This is a genomic window from Roseibium sp. RP-7 (genome assembly GCF_053005225.1).
The window spans coordinates 2513182-2530790 of sequence record NZ_JBRKQA010000001.1; the positions used below are offsets into that span (position 1 = coordinate 2513182).

The window sequence follows — 17609 nt, forward strand, 5'->3', positions numbered from 1 at the left end:
GATATTCTGGCCAACCATGAAACGCTACACCAAACCGATCCATTTGCAGGAGCTGAAACCGCACCGGCGTGCGGACAGCTCCCTTGCATTGATCAACGTGGTGTTCCTGTTGCTGCTGTTTCTACTGGTATCCGGAACGCTGCGGCCGCCCTTGCCTGAAGGGTTCGACTGGGCGGAAACGCAACAGAACGATGGCAGCGGCAAACTGGAAGGCAGTCTTGTGCTGGACAGGGCAGGGACTGTCTGGTTCGACGGTGAAGTTCTGGCTTACGACGACCTGGGCCCATTTCTTGAAGCTCGGCAATCCGACAGGCCCCACATGGTGGTTCAGGTCGACAAGCGAACCAGAATGGAAGCCATTTCCGCACTTGCCGACAGATTGAAAGCTGGCGGTGTGAAACGCCTGACACTGATGACTGTTGAGGCAGGTGCACCTTGACCGTTGTCGCCTATAACCAGGACCGGCAATGGGATATCCCGGGGTACGTGTGGCCGGCTGTTCTGGGCGTTTCGGTTGCCTTGCATGTTTCCGCGCTGATCTACGGCCTGCCAGCGTTGCCTTGGACGGAAGAAGCCCCCTTGCCACCGGTCGAGACCGAAGTGATCCTGGAAAGTGGTGGTCTGCCATTTGAAGATCTGGCAAGTGTCGAAACTGAAATCACGCAACCGCTCGAACCGGACACTCCCTTGCCCGTCGAGACTTCTGTGCCAGTGGAAACGGTTGTCAATTCCGAGACTGCGGAGATCCTGGAGCCGGTATTGTCTGAGCCGGTGGTCACCGAAAGCCCAGTCAATACACTGGTTGAAGCCGTGCCGGTAACCGTTCTGGATCAATCGCTTTCCGACGACACGCCTATCATTGAAGCGCAAGAAGTCAGCCCCGTCGAAACAAGCTCGGTCACCGCAACGCCGCCGGAGCAGCTTCAGGTGACTCAGCCTTCTGTTGTTCCGCAAACCGCCTCCACCGTTGTGGCCGCCACGCCTATACCGGATGCCGTTGTCGCTGTGACACCCGTCGCGCCAAACGTTATTGCCGGATCTGAAGTCACTCTTTCCGGTGCCGAAGTCCCTGCCACGGTGGAAGTGGTGCCTTCGGTCGCGGTTGCAACGGATATCGGTGAGGTTGCCGCCGCAGGTGAGACGCAGACAATCGTTTCGGCCGTGCAGGAAAGTCCTGTTCTGGCTCCGCTCGCAGTCGATCAGACACCTGCCGAACTCACAGGCAACGAAATCGTGTCTGAGGCCTTTGTTCCACAAACGCAGCCTTCTGTTGAAGGCCCGGGCATTGTTGCACCCGACACCAGCGTTACTGTCGAGCCGGTGGTTACTGCGGAGGTGGATGCGGTATTGCCAGCGGAACAACAGGTTGCTGCCCTGCAGCCCACGGAAGCGGAAACGCCCGAGCTAGCGCCCAATGCCCCGGTCTCTTCAACGGTCCCCGCAACGCAGCCGCAGGGGGAGTTGACAGAAAACGTGCCGCCTGTCGCGGTTGCTTCCATAGATCCACTGGCAAAGGTGTCGAACTATGTTGCCGGTTACAAGTTCGGTGAATGCACACATATGTCTGTTCTTGCAGCTGGTGCGGACACCGCGGAAGTTACGGCCTTTGGCGCAGGCATAGCGCCTTTCGCTATCTTCGATCAGCGCTTCAAGGCGGATCAAGGTTTCGAGGCAAAGATCGAAGTTCGACTGGTGACTCGCAGGCAATGCGCCTTGCTGGATGCCCTTGGCGTTTCTGAAGGCATTGAAGCAGCCGGTCTGGTTGAACTGGACCGGACGGTCGTGCGCAGCGGAACTCCTGTATCCGGTGTGATTCAGCGTGACTTGCCGATCGAGCGGATTGCAAGCGCGGAACAGTCGGGACTGGATCTCAGCGGCAAGGGGCCTCCTGAACTGTACATGATCGATGATGCCGGGCAGATCCATGACGGCCGGGAGTTTCTTCTGCCTGCATCGAACAGTCAGACTGCAGGCGGCTGGCGCTTCAAGGTACCGGTGACGATGATCGCCAGCGACAAGAGTGACGAGACAGCGCTCGTGCTCGCAATCTGGAACCGCCCTTCAGAGCGGCAGCCTTCTCGATTCGGACGGCTTCCTGCCGAACGGGTGGCCGAGATACTTGCAGAGCCTGGGGTCTATTCGCTGACGGCGTTCAAGGTTTCACGCTGAGGGTTGCGATGATGAAGCACCGGCAGTGAAGACGCCGGTGAGGAGGACTTCCAGCGCGGCCCGTTCCTTTTCCAGCCTCGTTTCGAACCAGGTGACGGCAATGGATACCGGCATTGCAACGGCAAGGCCGCAGGCAGTTGTCAGGAGCGCTACCCAGATGCCACCGGCAAGCGTGGCAGGATTGGCGGACGCACCCGATTCCTGAAGGGTCTGGAACGTTTCGATCATCCCGAGAACCGTGCCGAACAGGCCGAGCAAGGGCGAAATCTGCGTCACCAGATCAAGCGCCTTCAGCCAACTGGCGAGGCCGAAGAGACGGTCGGCAGCCCTGGCAGAAATTTCCTCACGTAGTCGTTCTTCCCTGATGTCGCGCACCTGAGAGGACAGGGGCTGCTGATCCAGCATCTGGATGGCATCCATGGCGCTGCGCACCAGTGCACCCGACAAGGACCTGTCCTTCAAAAGGTTTTGCGCGGCTTTGGTGCGTTCACCACTTCGCCATTGCGTGACAGCCTGACGAACAAGTCCGTGACGGCCAACACGGGCCGTGGAGAATTGAACGGTCTTGGCGAGGATGACTGCAAGCGCTGCAACGGAAATTGCGAGCAGGATGAGCACGACCGGCCCGCCAAGCTCCAGAAGGGAGGAAGATGTCTCGACCATGCGAAAGACGCTCCATCAGACGTTCAAGGGTAGGGTCAATCGCCGAATTCGATGGGTGTACGATTGCTCAGGTCCAGCAGATCCGGGCAATAGACATCGGTAATGCTGGAAGGCACACAATTCATGACGTCGTTGATGTGAAGCCGCGAAAGGCTGTCGCAAGCCTTCCCGGCAAGGTCGAATTGCAGGATCTTGGTTTTGCCGGCGGATATGCGGGAGAACTGAAGACGCAGAAACTGATCCACCAGGCCGTCCTTGTTGAAGGCAACCATTTCCAGGCCGAGCTTGTCCATGGGGCGTTCAAGGCCATTGGTCGCGATGATCGAAAGGCGGCAGCCGCCGTCCGCTGTCGGTTGCAACTGGTTGAGTTCGAGGCTGATTTTACCCGTCACTTGCTGTGCCTGTGCGGGTGCCGCCAAAATGGCAACTGCAATCGCTATAAAAACTCTTTGAACCAATATCCGCATCTTGTTCCCCCGGTTAATGCGTCAATGAATGTTGGAAAGGATTGTGAATGCCGGTCTTTGCCGTTCCTAATCGTAAGACAGTAGGACCGTCCAATCCTGTTTTCCCTCGGTTTCGACCTGAAAGAAATCTGCTTCGATCAGCCCGCGTTGCCAGCACTGATCGCCATCGAAAAGAACGAATTTTTCCTCGCGAATACAAAGCGTGATATCGCCTCCAAGACGGCTTTCGCCAAAACCGTCTGCCACGTGCAGATAGTAGCGTGCTTTCTCGAGAGGTTCCTGCAGCACCTGGCTGCAGGCGTTGGCAGTGATTGTCCACCAGCCTTCAGTCCGCATGCCTTCGTCCGTTTCATAGCCAATCGCGACGTTCACGAGATCAACTGACCCGTTGCAAACACGCAGGCCCGCGTGAGCAGCAGAGGTCGACAAAATTCCAGACAGCGCCACCGCCCCGAATAACGCGATCCTGCGTAACCCGATCCGGCGTCTTTGCCTAACCTTGCCGCTGTCGCGGTCCGTTTTCATGGTCGTGTTTCCAGTTTGCCAACCTGCTAAATACGCTAAGGAATTGCGAACCCGCGGTCAATTTAGGAAAGTCGATTGAGCTGAAGTGGTATTTCGGCGAAACTCGATTTTCGGAATGACCTGAAGACCCGGGATGGCCTGAGCCATGATCTCCATCGAAACACCGCTTGCAAGGCGAAAGCGCATTCCGCTGACACCTCTGATCGATGTGATCTTCATTCTGATCATGTTCTTTCTTTTGTCTTCCACATTTGGTGTCTGGCGGCCGCTGGAAGTTGCGCTTGGTGGTGGTGCGCCGGCAGGGGGGGCAGAGGCACAATCGAACGCCAGCGTTCCCGCAGTCCTGATCGTCGTGAAGTCTGTTCCCGGTGAAGATCTGTCCGCCGTGACTGTTAATGGAAATGCACTGCCACTTGCAGGGTTGGCACAGGAACTGAACCGGTTGGCAGAAGCTGGTGCCAGAGATGCTGTTCTTTTGCCTGACAAGGGAACCGATTTTCAGCAGGTCGTGCGGATTCTGGACGAAGCCCGAACCTCAAAGTTGACAAGCGTTCGGCTGCATCTCGATTGACAGGAACACAAGGCGTTCCCGCAATGCAAACGAACCGTTCGTACGCAAAACCCCATCTGTGGCTACAAAAACGGCCCGGTTTTCAAGACCGGGCCGTTCTGGTTTGACATGTGACTACAAGTCGGTTGATCAGCGGCCGATTGCACCGCCGATGATGCCACCCACAACGCCACCGATGAAAGCGGCTCCGGCCGGGTTGAAGTTACCACCGTTGTTGTTGTTGTTGTTCGCACGGTGAGTGGTGGTGTTGTTGGTGCGGCGCGTGGAAGTCGCACTGCGAGAGGCGCTCGCGGCAGCCTGCTGCTTGCGGTTCACTTCAGCCTGGTAGACCGAATACTGCGTCGCCGTCTGTGCAGTCAGCAAGGCGTATTGGGCGGCGGTGAAGTAACCGGTGGCGACGATGCCGTTGGCAGCCTGCCATGCACTCACACCGGCGCGGGTCTTCGGACCGAAGGCACCATCCGGGCGGCCGACATCCTGACCAGCCAGGTTCAGACGGGTCTGAACTTCGCGGCGGGCAGTACGGTTCCAGCCGAGTGAAGCTTCGGTTGCCTCATTACCCGGAACGGCCTTTTGCGGGTCCGGCAGGGTCGCCACAACGCCCGTGGTGCTGGCGGCAGGAGCCGTTGCTGCACCCGGGACGACGGTCGGATTGACCGAAGCAACCTGGCTACCGGCTTCGAGCCGCTTGATGGAATTGCGCGCAAAGTCCGCGAAGAGGCCTGAAGGGTAGGCATCCAGGTAAGCCTTGTAGTCAGCAACTGTGTTGCTGGACTTGGCAGTTTCCCAGATGAGCTTCTCACGTTCCCATGCAATTGCCGACTGGCTGGGGGAGGTCGTTGCGGCATTGTTGACAACCGGCTGCTGCGGAGCGGACGTCGCGGTGTCGCCAAGGGAGGCAACAGTGGTCGTCGCGGCCGGTGCGGCCTGCTTGTTCAGGAACACTTCGCCGATCAGAGATGCATTCACCCACGGGCGCTGCTTCTTTTCCGTCTCTTCATAGACTTCACCGGTAACGCGAGTCATGACGGTCTGGATGGAAGCGTTCGGCGTGTCGATATGTCTGATCAACGCAGAGGTGAAGGGCGAGTTCGCACCGTCGCCGTCCAGGGCAACATCTCCCGGGCTGGTCGCGAATGCGATCACGGAGCCTTCTCCGCCGGTTTCCTGAATCTTGATTTCAGCAAGACCTGCACCAATGCTGCCGGAGCGGCTCGGTCCCATGCGGCGTGCGAGGGTGCGGGCCAGCGGATTGTCGCGGCAGGCATCCAGGAACACCATCTGTACCTTCACGTCCTTGGACATCTGGCGCATGATGAAATCAACGGTAATGGTTTCGAAGTCGAGCGAGGTTTCATCCTCGATCGTGGCGTCGATAGGTACCAGGTGATTCTGACCGGCGACTTGAAGGCCGTGGCCGGCGTAGAAGAGAATGGCGATATCCGCGCCATATGCCTTTTTCGCAAAATCCATGACGGATCTGCGCATTTCACCATAAGTCTGGTCCTGGCCGGCGACGACTTCGAAGCCGAGGGCCTTGAGTTTGGCGGCCATCTGCTCGGCGTCATTTGCCGGATTAGGAAGTTGTACTGTGTGCTCGTAAGCGCCGTTGCCGAGTACGAGGGCAACGCGCTTAGCCAGTGCCGGAGCCGTCCCTGCGAGAATTATTGCCAGCACGGCGATCATTCGTTTGAACATATCCTGTCCTCTCGTAGATCATGGTTGCCTGTCGGTTGAACCGATCTTTACACGAGGTCTTTGTCCTCTTGAGAGGAACAGGTACCCCGGATGGCACTATGTTTCTGTAATACGCGTCACAGGAACGTCAAATAGAAGAAGCTGTCCCTGCAACCAACTGAATCCGGACCGCAACGGTCCGTTGATGACCCCACTAAAATCAGTTGCAGACTATAGCCAATCCTTTTTTTAAAAACCACTTTTCAACAGACAGTTGCTGCCATTTTTTGAGTTACGTTAACACGAAAGGACGTTAGGGAAGGTGGTAGTGGTTTTTTTGCCGGCCGCAACTTGAAAACAGACCGGGTTTTTCGACCTGAAAAAACGCTTTGTGACTTGAATCACCGAGTTTGGGAGACTGTCTGGTAATCTGGTTTCATTGCAAATGCGCGTTTTCGCAGGCCCGGTTGAAGCCTGCACTCAGCGGAGAACACATTATGGCCGGAAGAGCAGATATTCTCAAACATATGAGAGCCAAGCATGTCGGCGTATTTCAGTCCGCAGCCCGGCTCTACAACGTTGCGATTCTGGTACGACGGACAAACACAGCATCCCTTGAGCACGTTGGCGAACCCTACGCCGCGCCCAAGCGCCTGGATTGCAAGGCCAAGACTGCGGACTTCGATGTTAAGCCCGTCGGAAGCAAGTGTCCGGACGCGCAGCGCAAGAACTTTGCAGGCCTGGTAGTCGATCCAAAAATCGTTGGCGAAAAGGCCTTCAAGGCGAGCAAGATGGCAAAGGTGATCGAGGAATGGAGGGAATTTCAAAAACAGTTGCGACCTGAAATGGCAACCTTCGAACAGCAACGGAAACTGACCTACATTCCGCGTGGAGGCGTTTATTTCGTCGAACGCAATCCAGAAGATCCCTATTTCGGCTGTGTGAAGTTCTCGTCCAGTTCGCTTATCACCGCGGCCAAGTGTGTGCACGGAGACTTCGATCTCTACGGCATCGTCGATATGGACGCTCCTGACCAGCTGATCCGCGTCAGAGAGGATCGCTTGGGTCAGAAGCACACGCGCTCGCCAAAGTTTTTTGACGTGCAGCATTTCGTCAACAACCGGCTCGGCATTGCCATGGTCTTGCACGGATCGCAGGAAACCTATGCGACGGAGCACAAGGATGACGACCTGGACATATTCTTCCCGAGTGGACGGATAGAGTATGCAGGCCCTGCAGCCGCAGATATCGAAGCATTCTACAAGAAGGAATTTCCGGGGCGGACATTGTTCCGCAAGGACGAACCTGCCCTGGAAATAAAAGGCAGTTACGTACCACCAAGTGCACTTTGACCAATAGCTTACGCCAATGCCAAGTGCCTGCTTCTGAACCGGAAGGGAAGAAGTTGGCACGCCCAACGGGACTCGAACCCGTGTTTCCGCCGTGAAAGGGCGGCGTCCTAGACCGCTAGACGATGGGCGCGCGGTCGACGCGGCTGCGTCGTGGGGAGGCTTATAGGCGGGATTGAAGCAGCCCGCAAGAGCCTTTGCGACAATTTTTTGCAAGCCCGGGATCCCGGGCCTGCGCCTGTTGAAAACTGTCCGGTTTTACCATTCGCCGGTATTGGGCATGGAGGCCCAGGGTTCTTTGATTTCAAGCGCTTCACCCTTTTGAAGCAGCTCGAAGGAGATGTTGTCCGGCGAACGGACGAAGGCCATGCGGCCGTCACGTGGAGGACGGTTGATGGTGACACCCTTGTTCTGCAGGTTCTCGCAGAATTCGTAGATGTTATCGACCTCATAGGCGAGATGGCCGAAGTTGCGGCCGCCGGTGTAGGTTTCCGGATCCCAATTGTAGGTCAGCTCCAGAAGCGGCGCAGCGTTTGCCTTTCCGGCTTCGACATCGTCGGATCCGGCGAGGAAAATCAGGGTGAACCGGCCTTTTTCGTTTTCGTAGCGACGGACTTCCGTCATGCCCATCTTGTTGCAATAAAAATCAAGTGAGTCTTCAATGTTTGTCACGCGGACCATCGTGTGCAAATAACGCATGTCCTATCCTTTTCCTCAATCGAGGGATTTTCCAAACGGGCACCGGACCGGCCGATGAAGTGCATTGATACCTTGCCCGAAGCTCAGCGCTTTGTGGCACAGTTCAAGGAAGGTTCCTACCGGCAGATCGTTGCCCTGACCGGGGCGGGGATATCGACGGACTCCGGAATTCCGGATTTCCGTTCACCTGGCGGGATATGGTCCAAACGTCAGCCTGTTCAATACCAGGACTTTGTTGCCGATGAGGATAGTCGCCTGGAAGACTGGGACCGCCGCTTCGAAATGATGGACTATTTCGCAAGAGCGGAGCCGAATGCAGCACATCTGGCCATGACGAGCCTGGCGCAGGACGGCAAGCTTCATTGCCTCATCACACAAAATGTCGATGGCCTGCACCAGCGAGCTGGGTTTCCGGACGACAAGCTTGTCGAGATCCATGGCAATTCCACATTCGCAACCTGTCTTTCCTGCGGGGCGCGGGCTGAACTGGAAGCTCAGAAGCCGATTGTTGACGCCGGGCAAAGTCCGAGATGTTCTGATTGCAACGGACTGTTGAAGGCGGCGGTCATAAGTTTCGGGCAGCAGATGCCGGAAATGGAACTGGAGCGGGCAGCGGAGGCTGCTGCTGCTTGCGATCTGTTTCTGGTGTTGGGCTCGTCACTTGTCGTGCATCCAGCCGCACAACTGCCGGCCATCGCCGTTCGTGGCGGTGCAGACCTAGTGATTCTAAACGGTCAGGAAACGCCGTTCGATTCTTACGCGTCAACAGTCATTCGAACACCTTTAGCTCAAACATTTGCGAGATTTGGCGAATAACCGGCCTGATTTCCGTAAATGGTCTGTGGTTAGTCCGACAATTTCCCTTCTCGCCAGAAAGCACAATGTTATCCTTTTGTTAGGAATCAGCTGGCTGGTGAGTCGAATTTTGCCTTCAGCTTAATCATGCGGACCAGAGACGGGACAAAAGGCTATGGGGGTTAAAACCGCACGGGAGCCCCGCGCACTCGAAACATTGACGGACGAAGTCGCCGTTGATGTTCTCGAGATTGCCGGAACGATTAAGTGGTTCGACGTCGGGAAAGGATATGGCTTCATCGTCCCGGACGACGGCGACGGTGATATCCTTTTGCACGTCACCTGCCTCAGGCGAGACGGGTACCAGACTGCTTATGAAGGCGCGCGGGTTGTTTGCGAAGTACTCGACCGACCGCGCGGTCTTCAGGCCTTCCGCATCCTGTCGATGGACGAAAGCACAGCGACCCACCCGTCGCAGCTGCCGCCGTCGCGCACCCATGTTCAGGTTGTCCCCGAAAGCGGTTTCGAAAAAGCGACCGTCAAATGGTTCAACCGCGTCAAGGGTTTCGGGTTTCTGACCCAGGGTGAAGGTTCAGAAGACATCTTCATTCACATGGAGACGCTGCGACGTTTCGGCATCACTGAATTGCGTCCCGGCCAGGATGTGCTGGTGCGCTTCGGCGAAGGCCCGAAAGGCCGCATGGCCGCTGAAATCCGTCCGGTCGGGACAGGCACCCACATACCTGCCTCTCACTGACCCCGCTTTCCGTCATTCTGCACATTGACTTGGCCGGACATGTTCCGGCCTTTTTGTTTGTCGACCTTCAGGCAATCTTCTTTGGCAAACGGGAAGTGTTATTCCGGTCTTGCCCTTGACTGCCAGTCTCCCAAACCGGTTCTGCCGGGTCTTTCAGGAAGTTTTCAGAATGCGTCCTTTCTTTCTGTGCCTCTCGCTTTTTGCTGCAACACTCTGGATTTCGCTCGCGGGTTCGCCAGGGCAGGCGCTGGCGCAGGACCCGCAGTTGAACCTGCCGGTGGAAGATCTTCTCATTCGGTCTGGAGACAAGGAACACCAGTTCAAGGCGGAGGTTGCGTCAACGGACCGGCAACGGTCGATGGGATTGATGTTCCGCAAAGAGATGCCGGCGGAACGCGGCATGCTGTTCCTCTTCGAAGGGGAGGGCGACCGTTACTTCTGGATGAAAAACACGCCCCTGCCGCTCGACATCATTTTCATTGACGCAAAGGGTTCCATCGTCAGCATCGCCGACAACACCACGCCTTTTTCCGAAGACGTCATTCCCTCGCTTGGTCCGGCGAAGTACGTGTTCGAAATAAACGCCGGTCTGGCGGAAAAACTCGAAATTTCGGCCGGAGACAAGGTCAGCAGCCCGTCCATGGAGCTGGAATGAAACCGAATTGCACCTATTCCAGCCTGCTCCAAAATTCTAAAAACATGAATTATATGCGTTGACCGATGAGGCGGCCAGACTGGCGACCGACAGGACCAGCAGGACGCCTGTCGGTGCAGACACGGCGGTGATTACCGCGGAAGCAGAAAGCTCCATCACCGCACCGATGCACTGAGCCTTCTTTTTGTCTCCGCCTGCAAAGGACACGATAATACCTGTCTTGTTGACGACTGTGGCACTGACAGCAACCATCGCGGCTCCTGGCGATAACTTGGTGACACTTGCTAGATTCGCTGTCTGCTGGAATTGGCTCAAAGCAAAAGATCCCGCGCGAACAGCATTCTTTGTCCGACGGTCGGCAGAGGAGTGTCCAACGGCCATATTGGCTACACCCGCTGCTGTATTGGCGATCGACAGCTTTTTTTGGAAGATTGACGAATCTTCTGCGACGGTGATCAGCAGGTCAAAGGTAGCTTGGTATGCTTGCGGATCCTGAAGTATTTTCTGGGACTCGGATCCACCGAAATCTTTTAATGCCTTTGTGAAGTCATCTTTGGTGATCATCTATTTCTTTTCCTGAAATCTATATCAAAAATTGTAATTTGGTTGATGTAAACGTTTTGGTATTTGATTCAATTGCTTGGATACTTTTCATGCGGGAGAATGCCGCCAGTAATCTGGTTGATCAAGCAAATATACTGAAGTTCAGTTTGCACTTTCAAAGACCGTGACGGCACGATGCCTTGGCCGTCGCGTTTACGAGGCTCGTTCACGGTCATCGGGCGTGCTGTTTTGCTTTTGTGTGCAAACTGAGAACAAAGTACGGGACATGTTTGTCAGGTTTTGCCCACAAAACTCGGATATTCTTGGTTTGTTCTAGCTTGACGATAGAGTCTGTGGCCTATAAATCCGAGCAAATCAACGGATCGGGGTATAGCGCAGCCTGGTAGCGCATCTGGTTTGGGACCAGAGGGTCGCAAGTTCGAATCTTGCTGCCCCGACCATTCATTCTCCTAAAATCGATGTGATGCGGTGCGCGTGACTTGGGACTTTGCAATGCAAATCCATGCGCTTGCTGTGGTTCCGTGCCTAAAGGCCGGGATAACTAGGGCCAAGCTACGCTGGTGTCTTGTGCAACTTATCGCCGCATAACAGACTGGTCAGACGGGCGTTTCCAATGCCTGTGGGAGTGACGCCGCTTGCGACGGCATGCAGGCCGCGCCGGATGGGGCTGATGATACCGGATCCTGACGACCAGGCGACGCTGGATGTATCGGCGGCGATAGCCGTGCTGCAGTCCAGAATTGAAAAGGCCGGGCTTTCTCTGAAGGAAAGCGCGGATTTTGCGCTTTTCGAAAAGACCGTCCGGAGCACCGAAGACAAATACCTGATGGAAGATTTTTCACCGCGGTTTTTCGACCTGCACGGGACGACCGCGTTCTGGGTAGGGGCCGTCAACAGCCATGGTAACGTCGTGTCTGTGCAAGCTGCAAAGGTGGAAGACCTGAAAGACAGGTGCCTTGCCGAGCACTGGCATCAGCAGCAACGCAGGATGTTTGTCGATCCAAACCCTCAGGTTCGCTTCGGGACAGAGCACGCGCATGACGCCTATTTCATGCGCGGGCGTATCGTCTATCACGGCAATCTCTGGCTGAGACGGGACATCCGGGGGCAGGGCCTTGCCGAGCCTTTGACCCAGTTGGGGTTTCTGCTCTCACTATTGAAGTGGTCGCCGGATTATCTCTATGGCCTGATGGCCGCAAAAAGCGCAGAAAAAGGCTTCGGCATCCGAGTCGGTTACCGCAGGTTCGTGCCACGCGGCACCCATTGGGAGATTGCGCCTGGACATATCAGGCCGGATGACTGGCTGGTCTATGCCACCAGAAGCGATCTACACGGCCTTGTAAAACTTATCCTCAGGACGTCCGCTGAAGATCCTGAATGACGCCCAGGTAGGCGCAGAAGCGAAGATCGGATTGCAACGAAGGTCGCACGGCGACGATCAACCGCTCGAACGCAACTTCATAGAGTTCGCCATTGACCTGAATTTTCGTGTGGGCGTAGCCGTAATAAGGCGTGCCTTCCAATGCCTTGCGATAACCTTCCGCCGAAGCCTTCTCCAGGTCCGGATCAGGTGTGCGCAGACCGCAGGCGGGTGTCGCCGGGCTTGCCCAGTCTTCGCCGAACAGGTGTCGCTGCCCACTTTCCTTACCGACATAGAAGATCGGAGGAGGAGCGTTTCCGGGCATCTTGTCCGAGCAAAGGCTCAAATGAGGCAGGAACGGTTTCAGGCATTGCTGGATCTGAACCGCATCGGTCGACATGATGCTGTCGTAGAACGCAGACACAGCCGGGTCGGCAAGCCCTTTTTCAATGGCCTGTGTGCCGAGTTCCGAAAAATGAGTATCAGGGCGTGTTAGCACGGTCCTCTCTCATGTTTTGATTTGTTCCATCCGGCAAAAATCGACCAGGGACACCGCACATGTTTGGCCGTTTGCCAATAACCATTTCTACCGGTCGAAGGCTTTCAACAACAGCGACATGACATTCAGGAATTCGTCGCGTTTTTCCGGTGACAGATCGGTGGGATCGGAAACCGAATAGTCCAGCGTCAGGATCATGTCCCACATTTCAGTGAGATTGGCGTCGTCGATCGCCGCTTTCAGTTCGACCGGCGCAATTTTTTCCGGTGCTCTGGTGACCGGCCGAACATGTTCTGGAACATAGCCTTCCAGTCTTTTCAGAAATTCGTAATGCATGTCAAAGCCTTATCGTTTTGATCTTTGGATCGGCCCTTTCAGGCTGTCCGGCCCTGCGATTCTGTATTTTTTGAACCTGCACTTCGTTCCGAAAATCGGCGTCTTCCAGACAAGTTCACGTTAGGGTAGTTAATAGCATGAGTTGCGCCTCCATGTCATGTTACGTGAATGTCATAAATCGCCTCTCCACCAACACCGTTAATACATACTTGTGCTGTTAAATGAGTCGTCGCCGAACCGAAGATTGCGGGTTGCGGCCAATATCGGTGTTGACACCGGCGGCAAAGGCGGGAAAAAGCTGCTGTAAGGAATTGCATCTCACATATTCAGACTTGAGGGCACTGTCACATGGTTGCGCGTATCTACCGTCCGGCGAAAACCGCCATGCAGTCAGGCAAGGCGAAAACCCAGAGATGGGTGCTGGATTACGAGCCGGAGGTCGCCAAGTCCGTCGAACCTTTGATGGGCTACACGTCGTCTTCCGACATGAAGCAGCAAATCCGGCTTTATTTCGAGACTTCTGAAGAAGCTGTCGCATATGCGAAGCGCCATGGCATTCCGCACAGGGTGGAGAAGGCGCAGGAGCGCAAGGTGCGCGGGTCTGCCTATGCGGACAATTTCAAATTCAACCGGTCTGCGCCCTGGACCCACTGAACAAGAACGTTCGGCTCCTCTGACCTGTTCGGCAAGAGATCGGATTGTCTGTTGAAAGCGCCGATTTCGAATCGACACGAGCCGGGTTTTTGACGCATTAGGGCGGTGGAGGCGATCGCCGGATCGGGTTGCCTCCGGACGTTTGGTCTCGATCCAAGTTTGCATGAACGTCTGGCAGGCCTCAGAGATACTGCCCGATAGTCTCATCTGGGAACGGTTTGCGTTCCTGAGAAATTGGCTCCGTAGCTCAGCTGGATAGAGCACTCGCCTTCTAAGCGAATGGTCGCAGGTTCGAATCCTGCCGGAGTCGCCATCTCCCTGATTTTTTTGAAAAAAAACCTGAGCTTCGATGCCTCTACCTTGCGTGGAAAGGCTTCCTGCCGTGCAGATGTCCTAAACTGGACGTTCAAGTCGGGTACTTGGAAAAAGCCTGCAAAAAACAAAAACCGCCGGCCCCTGCAATATAGGAGCACGGCGGTGTTTCTAGACCGCGATTCGCCTGAAGGTTAGAGCGTCTCGGACTTTCCCGATTCCACCTTCTGGCCAACCATGAGCGGCGTGATCTTTGTTTTGAGGATCATGTCCACGTCCTCGGAACCATCTTCCAGGGACTGAAGAGCCATATCCAGGAAATAGGAACAGAACGTACGGCCGTCCTTGTCCGATTCTTTTTTCGTGTAGCGGATCATGCGCTTGATCGCCTCGATTGCAGGCTCCTGCTCGAGTTCAGTGCGGTCCGATTTGCTAACGGTCTTAGACATTTTACTACCCACCAGTATTTGATTTGCCGATTGCAGCGTCGCTGCTGTGACCATCCGATTAAAGCATGCTGTTGCAGCGTGAAATGAGCGTGATAAGGTGCTGTTGTGTTTCAGGTTGCGTGATATTCGCGGTTGCGCGAAGGCGACGGCTGAAGCGTGCATTTCAAATACGGGGAATTGATGGCAATCGCGTCCTGCTTTGCATGCCTTGGGCGGCCTTTGCTCCTTGATAGCGACCAGGAACCTGTGGCGGTCAAGACCCGCAAGGCTCTGGCGATCATGGGCTATCTGAGCCGCATGAGCGGTATGGCGTCGCCCCGGGAAGCACTGGCGGATTTGCTTTGGAGCGGGACAGACCGCCACAAGGCAATGCAATCCTTGCGTCAGGCATTGCGCCAGTTGAAGAGCGCCGAAGAAACGGCCGGCATCGATGTAGTGCGCTCAGCGCCAGGTCACATACAACTCGACCCATCGGCGTTTGCGTCTGATCTCATGGCCATGAATTCGCTCTTGGAACGTGGGCAGGCAGCGGATTTCCGCAAGGCGGGGGAACTGTGGCGCGGCGAGTTCCTGACCGGCTACGACGATATCGATTCTGAATTTTCCGAGTGGCTGACGGTCGAGCGTGAACGGGTGCGCTCAGAACTCATCAGCGCCGCCTTCAAGCATCTGAACAGGATATCCACGGAAGACGGGGGTGTGCAGGCAGAGGCCGGGGCGCGTTTTGTCCTGAAACTCGATCCCGCGTTTGAGGCGGCTCATCGCGTTCTTATTCGTCTCTACATGAAGCTGGGACAGCGAGAACGTGCCGAACAGCAATTCCGGTCATGCGAACGGGAAATGCACCTTCATCTGGACGCTGAGCCTGATGACGAGACTCGGAAACTGCTTAGCGAGGTCGAGGTTGAGGCTACTGGGGAAGAGCTCTTCAAGCGCCAGGAAGCATTAGGTCCAATCGGGGGAGGACTTTCAAACAGCGACGAAGTTGTAAGGCTGCCTGAAATTTCGATTGTATCTTCATCGCTCCTGAAGAAAGGACTGAGCGACGCAGTTCACCTCAGAGAAGAAATCGTGTCAGGCCTATCGTCCTTTAGATCATTCGATTTATTTGAATCCGAATATTTCGGCGACGAGAATACCCCGAAACCAACCCTTGTCGAAGGTCATGAATTGGGGGCTTATCTGCTTCGGTTTAGGCATGACGAACGTTCTGGGAAAATCGTTGTACAATTCGAAGATCGTACAAACGGGCAGATTGTCTTTAATGAGATTGTTGACCTAACGCTTTGGGAAGGCATCGTCCCTGCAGCTAGTCAGATTGTCGGTCGAATTCATGGTCACGCTACAGGTCGCTTGAGGAACCCTGCCAATACGTCGGCATTCGCGCGTTGGTGTCAGGCCGAGGCACTACTTTGGGATTTTACGCCGCAATCCGATGAAAAAGCTATGCGTCTGCTGAACGAGCTGGAGCAGACGAATAAAACCTTCTCCATGATTTATGCCGGGAAGGCATCAATAATTATGAAGCAAGAGTTGCATTATCCCCTTAATGACAGAACGTCTTCGGAGGGAATGAGCAGTCTGCTTGATATGGCAGAGCGTGCAATCGTACTGGATCCTTGGCAAGCTGTGAATCAGCGAGTTTACGGCTGGTCCTTAATTCTTTCCAATATGCCTGAAGAAGCAAAACGCGCCTTCCAAAACGCGGGTCGCCTCAGCTCTTCCGATCCCGCTAACCTCATGTCGGTGGCAGAAGGACTTGCACTTTCGGGAGATGTCAACGAAGCCCGCGAAACGGCCGAGCGCGCGTTCCGCTTGTTCTCTTTCGTGCCCAGGGTGTTCTACGAATACCTTGCAAATATCTTTTTTGCTGCTGAGGACTACGAAAACGCCATCGTTCAAATTGAACGGGGTACGGGAAGCAGTCTTGGTTGCCTGACGACACGCGTAGCAGCACTTGTTTGCTCAGGAAGAGAAGGTGAGGCAATCACTATTCTGGAGAGTTTCAACGAGAAACGAAATCATTTCTTGTTGCCTAACGATAACCTTAATGTTCAACCTGAGCAGTGGCGCCAGCGCATCAATTTTTTCCAGGATGCGCGTGTTCGGGCAAATTTTGATCGGGGCGCTCAGTTGGTCCAAAGGGTGTTGTTCAACAAGCCAGATTAACCTAGCTCAAGAGTTTCGCAACACTAGTGACATATGAGACATCCGCAGAGGACAGCTTAGCTGGATTGAGTTTGAACGGCAGAACACGAGCTTTGTAGCAATCACGCTCGTCAACAACCTTGAAGTCGATCAATTCTGTTGTTTGGGCAGGCAATCCGAGTTCTGCCAGCACAGATCGGGGGTCGCTTTTTAGCTTTTCTGCAAAATCTGGATTTAAATTCGCCTTCGCCAAAAGGCGTCCTAGGTCTGCTGTGTTTCTCCTGTAATATGGAAATCTCGCCATGGCTTTCCACCTTCCTGTCAATTCAGAATAGTCTAACTCAAAGATCTATTGAGGTGTTCGCAAACCATCCAACAACCGACCATAATTGTCTGAAGGGAATGGAAGTGTGTCTGCGGCGGATCTGGCAATGCCAAATGAAACGCCGCACGACGATTTTGTCGGGTTTGGGAACGTGCCGCCTAGAAAAAGTTATTCCGGCAGGTCGTCGTAAAAGCATGTCCCGAGAGCTGCTTTACCGAGTTCTTCGAAATAGCTTTCATCGCCAGCAGCAACGCGCGCTGCATCGATTTCTGCCGGGATGATGAGGTGGACGAGGTCAGCAGTGTCGGCGAAGATTGCGGCATCGGAGTTGATGCCAACTTCAGCCAGGACTTCAGCCGGGTTGGCAACCAGCCGCTCACGTGCTGTGGCGTTCTGAATGATCGCGCCAAGTTTCGCGCCAATTTCCAGTTCAGTCCGGGAAGTTGTGTCAGCGTGCATTATGAGCCTCCGATAGGTTGAGTTGCAATGTGTCCTGCCTGGTGGTGGGATGGTCACCTGGCTTTTTCAAATTCGGTCAAACTTTAGTAAATAGTTATGTATTGAGACTGTTTACTACTGATCGACTGCTTTCGAATAGAATGTAGAACGAGGAAATGAACTCGCTCAATGGCAGT

20 protein-coding genes, 3 tRNA genes and 1 pseudogene are annotated in these 17609 nt (G+C 54.9%); 12 read left to right on the forward strand and 12 right to left on the reverse strand.

The features are described from left to right. The first annotated feature begins 16 nt into the window (after positions 1 to 16). Positions 17 to 439, forward strand: coding sequence for an ExbD/TolR family protein (locus ACVDG9_RS11285; protein ID WP_075282562.1), 423 nt, complete (start codon positions 17 to 19; stop codon positions 437 to 439). After that, positions 436 to 2169, forward strand: coding sequence for a hypothetical protein (locus ACVDG9_RS11290; RefSeq protein ID WP_447237997.1), 1734 nt, complete (start codon positions 436 to 438; stop codon positions 2167 to 2169). The genes ACVDG9_RS11285 and ACVDG9_RS11290 overlap by 4 nt, the downstream gene beginning before the upstream one ends. Here ACVDG9_RS11290 and ACVDG9_RS11295 read toward each other — a convergent pair. From ACVDG9_RS11295 to ACVDG9_RS11305, 3 genes are all read right to left on the reverse strand, one after another. Beyond that, positions 2161 to 2832 (reverse strand): MotA/TolQ/ExbB proton channel family protein, encoded by a 672-nt coding sequence (locus ACVDG9_RS11295; RefSeq protein WP_022999352.1) that lies wholly within the window; start codon positions 2830 to 2832, stop codon positions 2161 to 2163. The genes ACVDG9_RS11290 and ACVDG9_RS11295 overlap by 9 nt on opposite strands. 35 nt (positions 2833 to 2867) lie before the next feature. Continuing rightward, positions 2868 to 3224, reverse strand: coding sequence for a hypothetical protein (locus ACVDG9_RS11300; RefSeq protein ID WP_022999351.1), 357 nt, complete (start codon positions 3222 to 3224; stop codon positions 2868 to 2870). A gap of 141 nt (positions 3225 to 3365) precedes the next feature. Then, positions 3366 to 3824 (reverse strand): DUF1036 domain-containing protein, encoded by a 459-nt coding sequence (locus ACVDG9_RS11305; RefSeq protein WP_367022464.1) that lies wholly within the window; start codon positions 3822 to 3824, stop codon positions 3366 to 3368. 145 nt (positions 3825 to 3969) lie between these two features. Here ACVDG9_RS11305 and ACVDG9_RS11310 point away from each other — a divergent pair, with 145 nt between their 5' ends. Beyond that, positions 3970 to 4395 carry an ExbD/TolR family protein gene (locus ACVDG9_RS11310; RefSeq protein WP_447237998.1) on the forward strand — a complete coding sequence of 142 codons (426 nt, stop codon included), beginning with the start codon at positions 3970 to 3972 and terminating at the stop codon, positions 4393 to 4395. Positions 4396 to 4524: 129 nt separating this feature from the next. On the opposite strand, the gene ACVDG9_RS11315 is transcribed toward ACVDG9_RS11310, so the two are convergent. Continuing rightward, on the reverse strand, positions 4525 to 6093 hold the full coding sequence (locus ACVDG9_RS11315; RefSeq protein WP_077292973.1) for a caspase family protein: 1569 nt from the start codon (positions 6091 to 6093) through the stop codon (positions 4525 to 4527). Between the two features lie 446 nt (positions 6094 to 6539). Here ACVDG9_RS11315 and ACVDG9_RS11320 point away from each other — a divergent pair, with 446 nt between their 5' ends. Further along, positions 6540 to 7424: a hypothetical protein gene (locus ACVDG9_RS11320; RefSeq protein ID WP_447237999.1), complete on the forward strand. Its 885-nt coding sequence runs from the start codon at positions 6540 to 6542 to the stop codon at positions 7422 to 7424. A 54-nt stretch (positions 7425 to 7478) separates the two neighbouring features. Here the strand turns inward: ACVDG9_RS11320 and ACVDG9_RS11325 are convergent. Together ACVDG9_RS11325 and ACVDG9_RS11330 are read right to left on the reverse strand one after the other, a co-directional pair. Further along, a tRNA-Glu gene (locus ACVDG9_RS11325) sits at positions 7479 to 7554 on the reverse strand. A 125-nt stretch (positions 7555 to 7679) separates the two neighbouring features. After that, positions 7680 to 8120 (reverse strand): VOC family protein, encoded by a 441-nt coding sequence (locus ACVDG9_RS11330; protein WP_022999346.1) that lies wholly within the window; start codon positions 8118 to 8120, stop codon positions 7680 to 7682. 54 nt (positions 8121 to 8174) lie between these two features. Here ACVDG9_RS11330 and ACVDG9_RS11335 point away from each other — a divergent pair, with 54 nt between their 5' ends. The 3 genes from ACVDG9_RS11335 to ACVDG9_RS11345 all read left to right on the forward strand — a co-directional run bounded on the left by ACVDG9_RS11335 (position 8175) and on the right by ACVDG9_RS11345 (position 10327). After that, positions 8175 to 8936 carry an SIR2 family NAD-dependent protein deacylase gene (locus ACVDG9_RS11335; protein ID WP_447238000.1) on the forward strand — a complete coding sequence of 254 codons (762 nt, stop codon included), beginning with the start codon at positions 8175 to 8177 and terminating at the stop codon, positions 8934 to 8936. 154 nt (positions 8937 to 9090) lie between these two features. Further along, a complete protein-coding gene (locus ACVDG9_RS11340) occupies positions 9091 to 9672 on the forward strand; it encodes a cold-shock protein (RefSeq protein ID WP_022999344.1) in 582 nt (193 codons plus the stop codon). Positions 9673 to 9841: 169 nt separating this feature from the next. Next, complete coding sequence (locus ACVDG9_RS11345; RefSeq protein ID WP_447238001.1) at positions 9842 to 10327, forward strand: DUF192 domain-containing protein; 486 nt, start codon at positions 9842 to 9844, stop codon at positions 10325 to 10327. A 36-nt stretch (positions 10328 to 10363) separates the two neighbouring features. Here the strand turns inward: ACVDG9_RS11345 and ACVDG9_RS11350 are convergent, their stop codons facing one another. Beyond that, on the reverse strand, positions 10364 to 10891 hold the full coding sequence (locus ACVDG9_RS11350) for a hypothetical protein (protein ID WP_055654034.1): 528 nt from the start codon (positions 10889 to 10891) through the stop codon (positions 10364 to 10366). A gap of 363 nt (positions 10892 to 11254) precedes the next feature. On the opposite strand from ACVDG9_RS11350, the gene ACVDG9_RS11355 reads away from it, so the two are divergent. Both ACVDG9_RS11355 and ACVDG9_RS11360 read left to right on the forward strand, forming a co-directional pair. Next, positions 11255 to 11331: transfer RNA gene (locus tag ACVDG9_RS11355), tRNA-Pro, on the forward strand. A 230-nt stretch (positions 11332 to 11561) separates the two neighbouring features. Continuing rightward, complete coding sequence (locus tag ACVDG9_RS11360) at positions 11562 to 12272, forward strand: hypothetical protein (protein ID WP_075283049.1); 711 nt, start codon at positions 11562 to 11564, stop codon at positions 12270 to 12272. On the opposite strand, the gene ACVDG9_RS11365 is transcribed toward ACVDG9_RS11360, so the two are convergent. After that, positions 12244 to 12750 (reverse strand): hypothetical protein, encoded by a 507-nt coding sequence (locus ACVDG9_RS11365; RefSeq protein WP_075283039.1) that lies wholly within the window; start codon positions 12748 to 12750, stop codon positions 12244 to 12246. The two genes, ACVDG9_RS11360 and ACVDG9_RS11365, sit on opposite strands and share 29 nt — an antisense overlap. Positions 12751 to 12837: 87 nt before the next feature. Beyond that, positions 12838 to 13086 carry a hypothetical protein gene (locus ACVDG9_RS11370; RefSeq protein ID WP_055654038.1) on the reverse strand — a complete coding sequence of 83 codons (249 nt, stop codon included), beginning with the start codon at positions 13084 to 13086 and terminating at the stop codon, positions 12838 to 12840. 348 nt (positions 13087 to 13434) lie between these two features. Here ACVDG9_RS11370 and ACVDG9_RS11375 point away from each other — a divergent pair, with 348 nt between their 5' ends. Together ACVDG9_RS11375 and ACVDG9_RS11380 are read left to right on the forward strand one after the other, a co-directional pair. Continuing rightward, positions 13435 to 13740, forward strand: coding sequence for an ETC complex I subunit (locus tag ACVDG9_RS11375; RefSeq protein WP_022998830.1), 306 nt, complete (start codon positions 13435 to 13437; stop codon positions 13738 to 13740). A 236-nt stretch (positions 13741 to 13976) separates the two neighbouring features. Next, a tRNA-Arg gene (locus tag ACVDG9_RS11380) sits at positions 13977 to 14053 on the forward strand. A gap of 193 nt (positions 14054 to 14246) precedes the next feature. On the opposite strand, the gene ACVDG9_RS11385 is transcribed toward ACVDG9_RS11380, so the two are convergent. Next, complete coding sequence (locus ACVDG9_RS11385; protein WP_022998829.1) at positions 14247 to 14501, reverse strand: hypothetical protein; 255 nt, start codon at positions 14499 to 14501, stop codon at positions 14247 to 14249. A gap of 498 nt (positions 14502 to 14999) precedes the next feature. Between ACVDG9_RS11385 and ACVDG9_RS11390 the strand changes: the two are divergent. Beyond that, positions 15000 to 15341: pseudogene (locus ACVDG9_RS11390) on the forward strand (AfsR/SARP family transcriptional regulator); the annotation flags it as partial. A gap of 1330 nt (positions 15342 to 16671) precedes the next feature. On the opposite strand, the gene ACVDG9_RS11395 reads toward ACVDG9_RS11390, so the two are convergent. Both ACVDG9_RS11395 and ACVDG9_RS11400 read right to left on the reverse strand, forming a co-directional pair. Then, a complete protein-coding gene (locus tag ACVDG9_RS11395; RefSeq protein ID WP_168686929.1) occupies positions 16672 to 16953 on the reverse strand; it encodes a hypothetical protein in 282 nt (93 codons plus the stop codon). Between the two features lie 189 nt (positions 16954 to 17142). Continuing rightward, a complete protein-coding gene (locus tag ACVDG9_RS11400) occupies positions 17143 to 17433 on the reverse strand; it encodes a hypothetical protein (RefSeq protein WP_447238002.1) in 291 nt (96 codons plus the stop codon). Between the last annotated feature and the right edge of the window lie 176 nt (positions 17434 to 17609).

Coding starts and splice junctions, on each gene's coding strand:
- ACVDG9_RS11285 (WP_075282562.1), top strand. CDS start 17: ATGAAACGCTACACCAAACCGATCCATTTGCAGGAGCTGAAACCGCAC.
- ACVDG9_RS11295 (WP_022999352.1), bottom strand. CDS start 2,832: ATGGTCGAGACATCTTCCTCCCTTCTGGAGCTTGGCGGGCCGGTCGTG.
- ACVDG9_RS11305 (WP_367022464.1), bottom strand. CDS start 3,824: ATGAAAACGGACCGCGACAGCGGCAAGGTTAGGCAAAGACGCCGGATC.
- ACVDG9_RS11310 (WP_447237998.1), top strand. CDS start 3,970: ATGATCTCCATCGAAACACCGCTTGCAAGGCGAAAGCGCATTCCGCTG.
- ACVDG9_RS11315 (WP_077292973.1), bottom strand. CDS start 6,093: ATGTTCAAACGAATGATCGCCGTGCTGGCAATAATTCTCGCAGGGACG.
- ACVDG9_RS11330 (WP_022999346.1), bottom strand. CDS start 8,120: ATGCGTTATTTGCACACGATGGTCCGCGTGACAAACATTGAAGACTCA.
- ACVDG9_RS11335 (WP_447238000.1), top strand. CDS start 8,175: ATGAAGTGCATTGATACCTTGCCCGAAGCTCAGCGCTTTGTGGCACAG.
- ACVDG9_RS11340 (WP_022999344.1), top strand. CDS start 9,091: ATGGGGGTTAAAACCGCACGGGAGCCCCGCGCACTCGAAACATTGACG.
- ACVDG9_RS11345 (WP_447238001.1), top strand. CDS start 9,842: ATGCGTCCTTTCTTTCTGTGCCTCTCGCTTTTTGCTGCAACACTCTGG.
- ACVDG9_RS11350 (WP_055654034.1), bottom strand. CDS start 10,891: ATGATCACCAAAGATGACTTCACAAAGGCATTAAAAGATTTCGGTGGA.
- ACVDG9_RS11360 (WP_075283049.1), top strand. CDS start 11,562: ATGATACCGGATCCTGACGACCAGGCGACGCTGGATGTATCGGCGGCG.
- ACVDG9_RS11370 (WP_055654038.1), bottom strand. CDS start 13,086: ATGCATTACGAATTTCTGAAAAGACTGGAAGGCTATGTTCCAGAACAT.
- ACVDG9_RS11375 (WP_022998830.1), top strand. CDS start 13,435: ATGGTTGCGCGTATCTACCGTCCGGCGAAAACCGCCATGCAGTCAGGC.
- ACVDG9_RS11385 (WP_022998829.1), bottom strand. CDS start 14,501: ATGTCTAAGACCGTTAGCAAATCGGACCGCACTGAACTCGAGCAGGAG.
- ACVDG9_RS11395 (WP_168686929.1), bottom strand. CDS start 16,953: ATGGCGAGATTTCCATATTACAGGAGAAACACAGCAGACCTAGGACGC.
- ACVDG9_RS11400 (WP_447238002.1), bottom strand. CDS start 17,433: ATGCACGCTGACACAACTTCCCGGACTGAACTGGAAATTGGCGCGAAA.